Source organism: Halomonas campaniensis (assembly GCF_002211105.1).
GTDB classification, from domain to species: Bacteria; Pseudomonadota; Gammaproteobacteria; order Pseudomonadales; family Halomonadaceae; genus Vreelandella; species Vreelandella campaniensis_A.
This window is the reverse complement of sequence record NZ_JPUA01000003.1, coordinates 237,907-250,625: the sequence shown is the minus strand read 5'-3', so window position 1 is coordinate 250,625 and position 12,719 is coordinate 237,907. Positions and strand designations below refer to the sequence as shown.

Here is a 12,719-nt window from a genome sequence, read left to right as displayed (position 1 = left end):
CCTCCGCCACGTACTCAACGCCCTATAGGCCGGGTTGGCGATGACGCCTTCCCGGCTTGACGCGTCAGCATTGCAATGCGCCGAGCACAAGCACGCAGCACCCAGCGATTCGCCTACGTCACCCAATAGGCAGTTCGCCGGTACGCAACGCTATGCGAGACACTATGAAACGGATGCTTATTAATGCGACCCAGCCCGAAGAGCTGCGCGTCGCTTTAGTTGATGGACAGCGCCTTTACGATTTAGATATCGAATCCGGCGCAAGAGAACAGAAAAAAGCCAACATCTATCGCGGTAAAATCACCCGAGTAGAGCCCTCCCTGGAAGCCGCCTTTGTCGACTACGGCGCCGATCGCCACGGTTTTCTGCCCCTTAAAGAGATCTCTCGCGAGTACTTTGTCAAAGACGTTTCCGGACGTCCGAGCATTAAAGAAGTGCTTAAAGAGGGCCAAGAGGTCATCGTCCAGGTCGATAAAGAGGAGCGGGGCAATAAAGGCGCCGCACTGACCACTTTTGTTAGCCTGGCTGGACGTTTCCTGGTACTGATGCCCAATAATCCGCGTGCAGGGGGCATTTCACGGCGTATCGAAGGCGACGAGCGCAGCCAGCTCAAAGACGCCATGGGGCAACTGACCGTACCGGATAAAATGGGCCTGATCGTACGCACTGCGGGCATCGGCCGTAACCCGGAAGAGCTGCAGTGGGACTTGGATTACCTGGTTCAGGTGTGGGAATCGATCACCACCGAAGCAGCCAAGCGCCCTGCCCCGTTTTTGATCTACCGGGAATCCAACGTCATCATTCGCGCCATGCGCGACTACCTGCGCCAGGACATCGGCGAAGTCTTGATCGACAGCCCCGAGATTCACGCCGAGGCGCTAGGCTTTATTCGTCAGGTAATGCCGTCGTATCAGCAGAAGATCAAGCTCTACGCGGATGAAGTACCGCTATTCTCACGCTTCCAGATCGAATCGCAAATCGAAACCGCCTACCAGCGTGAAGTGAAGCTTCCCTCCGGTGGCTCGATCGTGATCGATCACACCGAAGCACTGGTCTCCATCGATATCAACTCCGCCCGCGCCACCCGCGGCAGCGATATTGAAGAGACGGCACTACAAACCAACTCTGAAGCCGCGGACGAAATCGCCCGCCAGCTGCGCCTGCGCGATATCGGCGGCTTAGTTGTTATCGACTTTATCGATATGGGGCCTGCGCGCAACCAGCGGGAAGTTGAAAACCGCATGCGCGATGCCCTCAAGCTGGATCGCGCCCGGGTTCAGATCGGCCGCATTTCGCGCTTTGGTCTGATGGAAATGTCCCGCCAGCGCCTGCGCCCTTCACTGGGTGAAACCAGCGGCGTGGTCTGCCCGCGCTGTAATGGCCAGGGTACCATTCGCGATGTGCGTTCGCTCTCCCTGTCTATCATGCGCCTGATTGAAGAAGAGGCCATGAAAGAGAATAGCGCGCAAATTCGCGCCATTCTGCCGGTACCCGTGGCGACTTACCTGCTCAATGAAAAACGCAGCGTGCTGGCTGATCTTGAGTCTCGCCAGAATGTGCGTGTCGTACTGCTGCCCAATCCGGATATGGATACGCCTCACTACGACGTACAGCGCCTGCGTGATGATCACCTGGACGAGGACGACACTCAGAGCCTATCGAGCTTTGAGCTCTCCACCGATACCGAAATAGGCAAAGAGCCGGCACCCAGCTTCATGCCACCCGCTCAACGGGCCGAAGCTGCCGTCAAGAGTGTCACCCATAACGCCCCTGCACCTGCATCACTGCAAACGGAAGAGAAGGCACCTGTTGCTGCCCCGGTGGCCAAGGCAGCACCGGTAGCGAGCGAGCAGCCTAGCGTTATCGGTCGCTTTATCCGTGGTTTCGCAAAACTGCTGGGTAGCGACGAAAGCAGTGCTGAGACCACCCCTGAACCCAAGGTTGAGACCCCTACGCCACGCAAGCAGAGCGAGCGTAGACCCTCTCAGCGCAGCAACGAGTCGAGGCAGAGGCCTTCACGCGGCGATAGCAACGCCCGCCCTGAGCCAAAAGCTGAACCAAAAGCAGACCAAAGCGCTGAGCAAAAAACCGAGCAGCGCAGTAGCGCGCCACGCCCTGCCAGTGACGATAATGGCGATAAGCGCAGCGGCCCTAGCCGCACCCGCAACCGCCGTCGTCACCCCCAGCAGGAGGATGCGAACGGTCAAGAGGCCGCTAACAAAGCGCCTCGTAAGGAGACTAAAGCCGACAGCTCGTCCAAAGAGAGCTCTAAAGAGAGCGGCAGTGGCAAAAGCGCAGCCCAGAAAGAGTCACGTCGGGATAACAGTGGTGACAAAAATCGCGACACTCAGCGCGATGACGCGGCCAAAAGCGCAGAGGCTAAAAACCCAGAAGCGAAGCAGGACGACGGCAAGCCAAAGCGTACCCGCAACAACCCGCGTAACCGCACGCGCACCAAGGCGATCAACCCCCAGGCTGAAGCGGAGCAGTTAAAGCTGCAGGCCGAGGCACAAAATGAAGCGCCAGCAGCAATGCCAGAGCCGGCCGACGCCCCCGCGGCAGAAGAGCAGGTGGGTAAAGCAGCAACAAATGACGCACCGATTGCATTAGGATCGGACGCGGGGAATACCGCTGAGCCAGAAGCGGCAGCAGCCGAAGCGCCTGAGCCCAAAGCCGAGCAAGCGGAAGACGCAACGACCGCCGACCAGCCTGCGGCAGTGAACCCCAAAGCGCGTAAATCGACACACCAGCGCCGTCAGCCAAAAGCGGCTTCACCGGCTGAGCAAACGTCAACAGCCAGCACCGTTGAGCAGGATGACTCCATTGCCAAACCGAGCGAACCGGAGGCCACCGCCAGCGAAGAGCAATCAGCCCCCTCTGAGGTGTCCGTAGCAACAGCCAAGGCGAACGCAGAGCCAGTTGAAAGCGAGGAAACCAACGATAGTCAGCAGCTCAGTGCTGGAGAGCAGGCAGCGCCTGAAGCCGTCGAGCCACCTGCGGCCAACGCCGTTGATCCAGCGGCAACTATCGAAGAGGCCGCCTCCCCTGCGCCTTTCAATAGCACGGATGCAGAGCAAAGCAGCGACGAGCATCAGCCCGAAGCATCAACGAAGGCTCAGGACACCAGCCAGGAAGCAGCAACGCCCAGCGCTGTTGAACCTGCTGACCCTGGGGTTGAAGAGCCCTCTAGCAGCGAACCGACGCAAGACGCAGCAGAAAAAGGCGATGAGCCAAAGAGCGTTAAAGAGAGCGGCGTTGAACTGGATAGCGCTGAAACTAACACTGAAAAAAGTAGCGGCGAGCCAGCAGCGACTGACCACACTGTGGCAGAAGCCCCTGCGGCTGAAGCCCCTGTAACTCAAGCAGACGCTCAGCCCGTTCCACCGGTCGCCAGTGAAGCGCCAAGTGAAGATGCCGCAGGCGAAGAAACGCCTAAACCGCGTCGTCGTCGCTCACGGGCTCACAACGATCCGCGCGAGAAGCGTAAACAGGCACAACAAGACACCCGCTCGGAATAGATCGGCCGCGTGTTGTAGTAACAAAAATCCCCGCTCCGGCGGGGATTTTTACATTATAGGCATCGTCGACTGAAGGTTAACTAATGAGGGTTAACCAGCCGTGGCTCGGGCTCTAACCGCATTCCAAAACGGGTCTCGACCTGATCAGCGATATAGTCGGCTGTTTTCATTAAGCCCTGACGGTTGCCACCGCCAAAGTGCACCAAAACCAACGCTTGATGCTGGTGCACGCCAAAGGCGCCATCGCGCATCCCTTTCAAACCACACTGGTCGATTAACCAGCCCGCCGCCAGCTTTGTTTGCCCTCCCTCCTGGGGGAAATGGGGCATAGCGGGATACTGCTGCAATAACTGCGCTGCCTGCGCATCAGGCACCAAGGGGTTTTTAAAGAAGCTCCCCGCATTGGCAAGCTCATGGGGATCAGGCAACTTCTCGCGCCTAATGGCACATACCGCTTCGGCGACCGCGAGCGGCGTGGGCGAAGGTGTGGATGTGGCAGAACCGGCTAATCGTATGGCAAGGTCACCATAGCCAAGCCGGGGTGCTGGCGTGCGTGACAAGCGCAACACCAGTTGGGTGATCACAACACGACCTGCCAATGCACCTTTAAAAATGCTCTCACGGTAACCAAAAGCGCACTGCTGGGTGTCTAACCACTTAACCTGTCCGGTGGCTAGCTCCATGACCTGCACCGCCTGCAGCGTATCGGCCAGTTCAACGCCGTAGGCACCAATGTTCTGCACCGGTGCAGCACCACAACTGCCGGGGATGAGCGCTAGATTTTCAATGCCCCACAGGCCGCGTGCGGCAGTCTCCATCACCAGCGTATGCCAATTAACCCCCGCCCCGACATAAGTAAGCACTTGCCCTTGACGCTGATTGAGCCAGTACTGTTGCAAATCAGGCCGCACCACCACACCTGGTAGTGCTTCAGGAAGCAGAACATTGCTGCCCCCCCCTAGCAGCGTGATGGGCCACTCCTCTCGGCGTGCCTCGGCTAGCGTTTGGCGTAGTGCTGTTAATGTCGTTGGCGCCGCGAAGCGCTCTGCCTGGCAGGGGAGCCTAAGCGTATTAGCGGCGGACAAATCCACATTGCTGAGAATCTTCATCTGTGCAGCCACACCCTTAGCCCCATTACAGCTCTCGCTTAAGGTGTCGAATCAGCCCTTCTGAGGCAGCTTCAATCATATCGAGAACCTGCTCAAATCCCTCATCACCGCCAAAATAGGGGTCTGGGACTTCAGCACCGGGGGTACCAGCAAAATCTAAAAACAGCCCAACATGCGCCCGGCTATTGGGAGGCTTCAGCTCGCGCATGGCGCGTAAATTGTCCTGATCCATGCCGAGCACGTAGTCGAATTGGGTAAAATCGTGCTCGCTTAGCTGGCGGGCACGCAGGTCGCTTATATCGATACCGCGCAGTAGTGCTGCCTGCTGCGCGCGGGCGTCTGGCGCTTTGCCGATATGCCAACTGCCAACGCCGCAGGAGTCTATTTCGACCACATCGGCCAACCCTGCTCGCTCAAGAGCACGCCGAAAAACACCTTCTGCGGTGGGTGAGCGGCAAATATTGCCTAAACATACAAATAGTACTTTCACGATAGCTCCTTAAAAGCTGAGCTGCTCAAGCAGCGCCCGAACCCGCTCTGTGTCAACAGCGCCCGAATCCGCGCTATGTTAACAGCGCCCGAATCCGCGCTAGATCCTCAGCGGTGTCGACACCGGCAGGGTTTACTTCGCAGGCCAATGCCACTTGGATAGCGTGGCCATTCTGCAGCGCACGCAACTGCTCGAGCTGTTCGAGCTGCTCAAGGCTTGAGGCGGGCCAATCGCGGTAGGCGGCTAGAAAACCGGCGCGGTAGGCATACAGACCGATATGGCGCAGCCAGGCATCGGTTGCCAACAGGGTGGGCGGTGTTGTGAACTGCTCACGATCCCAGGGGATCGGTGCCCGTGAGAAGTAGAGCGCGCGGCCTTGCAGTGTGCGCACTACCTTGACCACGTTGGGATTAAACAGCGTGTCCACGTCGTTGATAGGCTCCGCGAGCGTGGCGATGGACGCTTCTGGGTCGTCGGCCAAGCGCAGCGCCACCTGGTCGATCAGCGCAGGGGGAATCAAAGGCTCGTCGCCCTGCACATTCACCAGCAGCGCCTCCTCCGCCAACGCCAACTTATCAGCCACCTCGGCTAAACGGTCGGTGCCCGAGGGGTGATCGTCGCGGGTCATAATCACCTCGGCGCCGTAAGACAGCATGGCATCACGAATGCGGCTATCGTCCGTCGCTACGACGACTCGACTGGCGTGGCTTTGGCAAGCCCGCCGCCATACGTGAGCAACCATCGGCTCCCCAGCAATTTCAAGCAGCGGCTTGCCAGGCAACCGGGTGGATCCGTAGCGTGCGGGCACCACAACCGTAAAGTCGGGGAAAGCCATTAAGCGCCTCCTGAATGTCCTGGAGAGCTTCCTGGCGTGCGGCCAGGAGAATTCGGCAGCTTTTCATCCGCATCCATAGCGCGAGCCTCTTCAGGCAGCATCACCGGGATACCCTCCTGGATCGGATAGGCCAAACCATCGTAGTGGCAGCGCAGCTCTTGAGCTTCGCGATCATACTTCAGCTTGCCGTTACATAACGGGCAGACCAGCATCGCCAGCAGTTCCTTATCCATGCGCGTATCTCCTTTAGGAAAGTGCCGACAGCCGTGCTGCCAGCCAGTGTTCAAATTCGGGCGGAAGAGTGGCTTCCACGTCTAATACCCAACTGTTGGGCGGCGCCAGGGTGCAACACTTAACGGCATCTTTGGCGGTCATAATCACTGGGCGCGCCTCTGCAAAGCTTAGCGCGTCTGCACTAAATTGCTGGTGATCGGCTAACGGATGCCACTCACCCTCGACCCCCAAGGCGGAAAGTGTCTGAAAAAAGCGCTGGGGATGCCCGATCCCTGCCACTGCGTGTACCGGCAGCGTAAACGGCAGTGGCGAGAGAGGAAAGCGTTCACCGTCTGCCAGGCGGCGCCAGCCCAGCGGTGCTAACTGCATAGTGGTGACTGGCGGCATAAGCATCGAGTCAACCGGCAGCGGCGGCTGAAAGTCACCATTCGTGATCACCGTATCAACCCGCTGTAATCGAGTGGGTGACTCGCGCAGCGGCCCGGCGGGCAAGCAGCGCCCGTTACCTAACCCACGGGCGCCATCAACAACCACCAGCTCAATATCCCGAGCCAGGGCCAGATGCTGCAAACCGTCGTCGCTAAGGATAATATCGCAGCCCTGCTCTACCAGTGCCTGAGCCCCCCGCACACGCTGGGGATCCGCTACCACCGGCAGCCCCGTCTGCTGTGCCAACATCAACGGCTCATCGCCGCTTTCAGCCACGTTAGAGGCGGCGGTGACCAGCAGCGGGTAACGCGGCGCTTTTCCTCCATAGCCGCGGCTTACGATACCTGGCGACCAGCCCTGAGCCACCAGCCAGCTAGCCAGCCACGCCACCAGCGGCGATTTGCCCGTTCCCCCTAAGGTGATATTACCCACGACAATCACCGGCACCGGCGCCTTCCAGGTAGCTTTGCTGCCACTCCGGTAGGCTTGCTCCCGCCGCGCCATGGCCCACTGATACAACGCCCCTAAAGGCCTCAGCAGCGATAGCCAGCGACTGCCCTGGTACGCGCCTTGTAGCCAACGCTCTGGCAGCGTTCTCATAGCACTTCTTGAAACTGTAGTTGATGCAGCGCCGCGTAGGCACCATCGGCTTCCAGCAATGCCTGATGCGTCCCCTCTTCGATAATCCGCCCTTGATCCATCACCACGATTCGGTCGGCCCGCTCAATGGTAGAAAGACGGTGGGCAATGACTAGGGTGGTACGCCCTTCACAGACCCGCTCCAGGGCTTTTTGAATATAGCGCTCAGACTCAGTATCCAACGCTGAAGTCGCCTCATCCAGCACCAGCAGCGGCGCATCCTTGAAGATCGCCCGGGCAATTGCCAGCCGCTGACGCTGGCCCCCGGAGAGCATCACACCATTTTCACCCACGGTGGTGGCGTAACCATTGGGAAGCTTATCGATGAACTCATGGGCGTAGGCGGCTTCAGCAGCCGCTTGAATCGCCTGGGGATCAGGGTTGGCCACGCCGTAGGCAATATTATCGGCAATGGAAGCGTTAAATAGCGTCACCTGCTGGGATACCAGCGCAATCTGTTGGCGCAGCGGGCCCAGTGCGTACTCATCGAGATTAATGCCATCAATACGGATACTGCCTTGGCTGGGCCGATAGAAACGTGGCAGCAGGCTAACCAGGGTGGACTTGCCACTTCCCGAACGCCCGACTATGGCCACCAGCTCGCCCGGTGCGACGCGCAGATTGATATCGTGCAGGACTTCGGGCTGATCATCAGCGTAACGAAAGCTGACATGATCAATCACGACATCGCCCCTTAAACGGCTGGCAATTTGCTTACCACTATCCTGTTCGGGAGTCATATCCAGCAAGCCGAAAAGTTCTGATGCCGCCGCCAAGCCTTTCTGAATTTCACCGTTAATCTCGGTTAATTGCCGCACTGGCTTAATCATTAGCGCCGCGGCGGTAATAAAGGCAACGAACTCTCCCGGGGTCATGTTGGCCATCAACGAGGGCGCCATGGCCAGCCATACCAGTATGGCCATGGAGATAGCCACCAGCATCAAAATAACCGGAGAGCTGACCGCACGGGTCATGGCCTCTTTCATGCTTTGGCGACGATTCTCTTCGCTGACCCGCGCAAAGCGCTGCTTTTCATACGCCTCCGCGCCGTGGGTGCGTACTACCCGGTAGCCTGACAGCGCTTCCGAGGCAATATGGGTAACATCGCCCATGGAGTGCTGAATGCGTTTCGAGATGCGCCTAAAGCGCTTACTGACATAGCTAACCACCACGGCAATGATCGGCGTCACGCCCAAAAACAGCAGCGTTAGCATCCAGTTAGTCCACAGCAGATAGAGCACCAGACCGACCACGAACAGGCCTTCACGGAGAATAATCGTCACCGCCTTGGTGGCCGCCCCCGCCACTTGCTCAACGTGGTAGGTGACCCGCGATACCAGTTGACCGCTGGAGTGGTGGTCAAAAAACCAGCCGGGCAGATGGAGTAGATGAGCAAACACATCACAGCGCAGTGTATGGATCACATAACGGCCAACATAGGCCATGAAGTAGGTGCTTAAAAAAGTACCTACCCCCCGGGCGGAAAACATAATAATCACAAACAGCGGTAGAAAGAACCGAAAAGCGGCATCCGGGTTCTGAATGCCATCAATCAGACGCTTCATCATTTCTGCCAGCGCGGTACTCGACGCGGCGTAAACCACAAACCCCACCACTGCCAGCGCAAAAGCACGCCAATGCGGCTTTACATAGCCCAACAACCGTTTATAGATAACCCAACCTGAATCAGTCACACGCGCTCCTGGCCGAAGACCCAAGGGCCTATAAGTATGCAGTGCGGGGAATTCTACCTGATGGCGACGCGCTTCAACACTGGTTGCGTCGTCCTGGCACGGGTCGCATCGTTTCAATATGAATAGGTTGGGCCGCGTTTAGCCGAAAACGCAGCGCTCCGTCATGGGCCGTGCTCCATAGACAGCTTCCCTGCTGACGAAAGCGGCGCACCACCGAGTCGACCGGATGGTGAAAAGGGTTGCCGCGTCCCGCGCTGAACACCACATGCTCAGGTGAGGTATGGCGCACAAACTGGACGCCCGAGCTGGTACCACTGCCATGGTGCCCTGCCACCAAGACACTGACGGGCAGGTCTACCTCGCGCAGGAAGCGCCGCTCCACCTCGGTGCCCACATCCCCCGTAATGAGCAGCCGCTGCTCACCAACGCTCACCTCAAGAACGCAGGAGCGATCGTTAGCAGACAAGTCGTTATTCCCCGCGGGGGGCCAGAGAATACGGTAGCTGACTCCGTCACGCTCCCAGTGCTGGCCACGTTGGCAGTCACTGCTTGGAACTGGGAGTGCTTCGCCCGCAGGCGCCAGCCACTGCTTGACCTGATGACCGGCAAGCAATGCGCCGATGCCGCCAGCGTGATCATTATCAGCGTGGCTAACAATGACTTGGTCAAACTGCTGCCCCGGCGACCAAAGCGCCTCCAGGGGCATAAAGCCACTGCGAAAGCGCGGCCCGGTGTCATAGAGAAGGCGATAGTGCGCGCTACGCAGCTCGATCAATTGCCCCTGCCCCACGTCATGCACGCTGACACTGAGCGCATTGGGAGGCAGCGATGACGAAAGCGGCCACCACGGCAGCGTCACCACCAGCGCAGTAGCCGTCAACCGTAAACCAGGCGGCACGGCAGGTAGCCCCCAGCATAATGACAGCAGCAGCAACGCCAAGGCGAGCGGGTAGGCTAATGGCCGGTCAGGCTCCCACAATGGCCAGTGCTGCACAGCCAGCGTCAGTAACAGATGGAACACGCTCAGCGCCTGCTCAAACAGCCACCATACCGCCTCTCCCGCCAAGGGGATGGGTGAAAGCAACCACCCCAACAGCGCCGTGGGTACCAGCACCGAACTCACCCAAGGCACGGCGACTAAATTGATCAATGGTGCGGCGGGCGCCACCCGCCCAAAGGCCACCAATACCGCAGCGGCCATTAACGGGGCTAGCAGCAGCTGCGATCTCACCAGCGCCCAGCACCAGCCCTTGATACCCTGGGGGCGGCTCCGCCCCTGCCAAATAATAATCAACCACGCTACGGCGATAAACGATAGCCACATTCCAGGACGCCACAGCGCCAACGGATCGAATAGCAGTACCAGCGCAAGTGCCAGCCACCAGCCTTGCCAAGGCCCCGGCGCATGCCGACCACTCAGCACCCACAGCCCGACCAGCGTCATCACCATCGCCCGCATGGCCGGCGGCGCCATCCCGGCAAGGGTGGCGTAACCCACACAGGCTAGCGCTGCCAACCACCACGGCCAGGTGCGCATGCGCCAGTGGGTGGGCGTGGTAAAACGCGCGCCTAATTTGGCCAGCATTAGCACAAATGACGCCACCAGCCCGACATGCAAGCCTGAAATCACCACCAGATGCGTGGTACCGGTGGCGTTCAGCAGTGACCAGTCATCTTGGGTTAACTGTTCACTATCGCCTAGTGTCAGCGCGGCCAACCAGCGCTTGGTTCGCTCGCCAAGGGGTTGGCGGGCTAAAAAATCCAGCGCCAGCTGGCGCAGCGTGGGGTCTGCGGGAGAGAGCCTAACGGGCGCTGGTTCCTGGCGCAGGTAGCCGGTAGCGTGGATTCCTTCGCGCCACAGCCACTGCTCATAATTAAAGGTATCAGGATTGGCAAAGCCGCTGGGGGGTCGCAAACGAAGCGTCATTTGCCAATGCTCACCGGGCTCAAATAGCGTATCGCTATAAGCGGTTATGCGCACCTTGCCGAGCGCCGAACAGCTGGGCCGTTGTCCCGCGGTCGTTAAAGCGCTTTGACACTTATCGACGCTTAACAACAGGCGCGTTGCACTGCCCACTCGCTGAGCAGTCAGCACGGTGGCCTCCACGGCAATATCTTCTCCGCTTAGCCCCGCAGGCAAGCGACTCCCCCACTCTTTTTGTACCCCCATGAAGAGCCAGGCGCCGACTAGCAGCCAGATACCTATGCGCGGGCGCCACCCCACGCCTAGCAAAGCAGCGACCAACACCCACCCAAAGGCGTTGGGAGTCACCCCTGCAGTGTGGCTGTACCAGGCAACAGTGCCCCCGGCGAGTGCCGAAAGCGCTGCTGGCATGGCAACCCCTAACCGCATAGAACTCTCCCTGGCGACGCTTCATTGATGGCCTAGCATAGCCGAAAGGCAGCTCGATATGGATAATGGGCCACATCGATAGGTAAGAGTATCCGTCATGCCGCGCAGGTTCCTGCAGCGCTACATGCCCAAACCCGACACTATCAGGAAGCAGCGCTCGCTACGCTTTATGGCACCGCTGATTGCAGATCCGGGTTTGTGGCTTTTAACTCGCCGAAGCGTTGCCAATGCCTTTAGCGTGGGCGTGTTTTGCGCGATGCTACCCATCCCTTTTCAGATGGTGGTCGCAGCCCTGGGCGCTCGTATTACACGTTGCAACTTAGCTCTCTCGGTGGGCCTGGTGTGGATTACTAATCCATTAACGATGCCGCTTTTTTTTTACGGTAACTACCGGATAGGTACTTTTATTCTGGGCGCGCCCGTGCGGGAAGCCCCGTCACGCATTTCGACGCGCTGGATCGCCGAACAGATGCACGACATTATGCCGGCACTGGTCGTCGGCTCGTTGGTAACCGCGGTAGTCTTAGCCATCGTGGTCAATATTGGCATTCGCTTGATCTGGCGCTGGCACGTCTCCCATAACTGGAAACGCCGCCGCCATAAACGTCGGCAGCGGCGCGCACAGATTGAAGCAGAATTTGATGAGTAATGAGTGAGCTCGACGCTTAGAGCGCTGGTGCCTGCTCTACCAACCTGCCTGCATCCAGCTTAAGCACCCGGTCTTGATGGGCCGCCAGACTAACGTCATGGGTCACAATCACAAAGGCGCAGGCGCTCTCTTTGGCCAGTTCGTCCATGAGTGCCAAAATGGTCGCTGCGGTAGTTTGATCCAGATTGCCCGTTGGCTCATCCATCAGCACCAAGCTAGGATCGGTGACCAGCGCTCGGGCAATTGCCACGCGCTGGCGCTCCCCGCCGGAAAGTTCCCCCGGCTTATGATCCGCCCGCGGCTGCATACCTACCCGCTCGAGTATCTGCATGGCCCGTTTCTCAGCTACCTTTTTCGACTGGCCGCGAATAATTAGCGGTAACGCCGCATTTTCGACGGCAGTAAATTCCGCTAGCAGATGGTGGAACTGGTAGACAAAGCCGATGTAGCGGTTACGAAAGCTGCCAAGCGACGCCTCATTCAATCCTGAGAGCGGCTCACCGGCGATAACAACGCTGCCTTCACTAGGACGATCAAGGCCGCCCAGCAGGTTTAACAGCGTTGTCTTACCCGAACCCGAGCTACCCACAATGGCCACACGCTCCCCGGCACGCACCTGCAAATTGAGATTATCCAGTACCGTCAGATCCTGGGGCCCCTCACTGTAGGTTCGTGTCAGTGCTTGGCAATCGAGCATTACCGCCGCCTGTTGTCCAGTATTGCTAGACGTAGAACTTATAGCCGTCGAATTCATAGACATCGTGTCATC

At 58.7% G+C, this 12,719-nt stretch carries 10 protein-coding genes; 2 read left to right on the top strand and 8 right to left on the bottom strand.

The window, feature by feature from the left end; all coding sequences use genetic code 11:
• The first annotated feature begins 164 nt into the window (after positions 1-164).
• Positions 165-3,518: a ribonuclease E gene (gene rne, locus JI62_RS02365; RefSeq protein ID WP_170938461.1), complete on the top strand. Its 3,354-nt coding sequence runs from the start codon at positions 165-167 to the stop codon at positions 3,516-3,518.
• 80 nt (positions 3,519-3,598) lie between these two features.
• On the opposite strand, the gene murB is transcribed toward rne, so the two are convergent.
• From murB to JI62_RS02330, 7 genes are all read right to left on the bottom strand, one after another.
• On the bottom strand, positions 3,599-4,627 hold the full coding sequence (gene murB, locus JI62_RS02360; RefSeq protein WP_088698623.1) for a UDP-N-acetylmuramate dehydrogenase: 1,029 nt from the start codon (positions 4,625-4,627) through the stop codon (positions 3,599-3,601).
• A gap of 25 nt (positions 4,628-4,652) precedes the next feature.
• Positions 4,653-5,117: a low molecular weight protein-tyrosine-phosphatase gene (locus JI62_RS02355; protein ID WP_088698622.1), complete on the bottom strand. Its 465-nt coding sequence runs from the start codon at positions 5,115-5,117 to the stop codon at positions 4,653-4,655.
• A 73-nt stretch (positions 5,118-5,190) separates the two neighbouring features.
• Complete coding sequence (kdsB, locus tag JI62_RS02350; protein ID WP_088698621.1) at positions 5,191-5,952, bottom strand: 3-deoxy-manno-octulosonate cytidylyltransferase; 762 nt, start codon at positions 5,950-5,952, stop codon at positions 5,191-5,193.
• Complete coding sequence (locus JI62_RS02345) at positions 5,952-6,185, bottom strand: Trm112 family protein (protein ID WP_088698620.1); 234 nt, start codon at positions 6,183-6,185, stop codon at positions 5,952-5,954. Before JI62_RS02345 ends, kdsB begins: the two co-directional genes overlap by 1 nt.
• 13 nt (positions 6,186-6,198) lie before the next feature.
• Entirely contained in the window at positions 6,199-7,215 is a 1,017-nt protein-coding gene (gene lpxK, locus JI62_RS02340) for a tetraacyldisaccharide 4'-kinase (RefSeq protein ID WP_088698619.1), read from the bottom strand.
• A complete protein-coding gene (gene msbA, locus JI62_RS02335) occupies positions 7,212-8,948 on the bottom strand; it encodes a lipid A export permease/ATP-binding protein MsbA (protein WP_088698618.1) in 1,737 nt (578 codons plus the stop codon). The genes lpxK and msbA overlap by 4 nt, the downstream gene beginning before the upstream one ends.
• A gap of 73 nt (positions 8,949-9,021) precedes the next feature.
• On the bottom strand, positions 9,022-11,301 hold the full coding sequence (locus JI62_RS02330; RefSeq protein WP_088698617.1) for a DNA internalization-related competence protein ComEC/Rec2: 2,280 nt from the start codon (positions 11,299-11,301) through the stop codon (positions 9,022-9,024).
• A 97-nt stretch (positions 11,302-11,398) separates the two neighbouring features.
• Between JI62_RS02330 and JI62_RS02325 the strand changes: the two genes are divergently transcribed.
• Positions 11,399-11,950 (top strand): DUF2062 domain-containing protein, encoded by a 552-nt coding sequence (locus JI62_RS02325; RefSeq protein ID WP_088698616.1) that lies wholly within the window; start codon positions 11,399-11,401, stop codon positions 11,948-11,950.
• Between the two features lie 16 nt (positions 11,951-11,966).
• Here the strand turns inward: JI62_RS02325 and JI62_RS02320 are convergent, their stop codons facing one another.
• The gene (locus JI62_RS02320; protein WP_088698615.1) at positions 11,967-12,710 is read right to left on the bottom strand and encodes an ABC transporter ATP-binding protein; all 744 of its coding nucleotides are present in this window, start codon (positions 12,708-12,710) and stop codon (positions 11,967-11,969) included.
• Positions 12,711-12,719: the final 9 nt, after the last annotated feature.

What these genes read in the sequence shown, in the direction of transcription:
- rne (WP_170938461.1), top strand. Translation starts at nt 165, where the DNA reads ATGAAACGGATGCTTATTAATGCGACCCAGCCCGAAGAGCTGCGCGTC.
- JI62_RS02320 (WP_088698615.1), bottom strand. Translation starts at nt 12,710, where the DNA reads ATGTCTATGAATTCGACGGCTATAAGTTCTACGTCTAGCAATACTGGA.
- JI62_RS02325 (WP_088698616.1), top strand. Translation starts at nt 11,399, where the DNA reads ATGCCGCGCAGGTTCCTGCAGCGCTACATGCCCAAACCCGACACTATC.
- JI62_RS02345 (WP_088698620.1), bottom strand. Translation starts at nt 6,185, where the DNA reads ATGGATAAGGAACTGCTGGCGATGCTGGTCTGCCCGTTATGTAACGGC.
- murB (WP_088698623.1), bottom strand. Translation starts at nt 4,627, where the DNA reads ATGAAGATTCTCAGCAATGTGGATTTGTCCGCCGCTAATACGCTTAGG.
- kdsB (WP_088698621.1), bottom strand. Translation starts at nt 5,952, where the DNA reads ATGGCTTTCCCCGACTTTACGGTTGTGGTGCCCGCACGCTACGGATCC.
- lpxK (WP_088698619.1), bottom strand. Translation starts at nt 7,215, where the DNA reads ATGAGAACGCTGCCAGAGCGTTGGCTACAAGGCGCGTACCAGGGCAGT.
- JI62_RS02330 (WP_088698617.1), bottom strand. Translation starts at nt 11,301, where the DNA reads ATGCGGTTAGGGGTTGCCATGCCAGCAGCGCTTTCGGCACTCGCCGGG.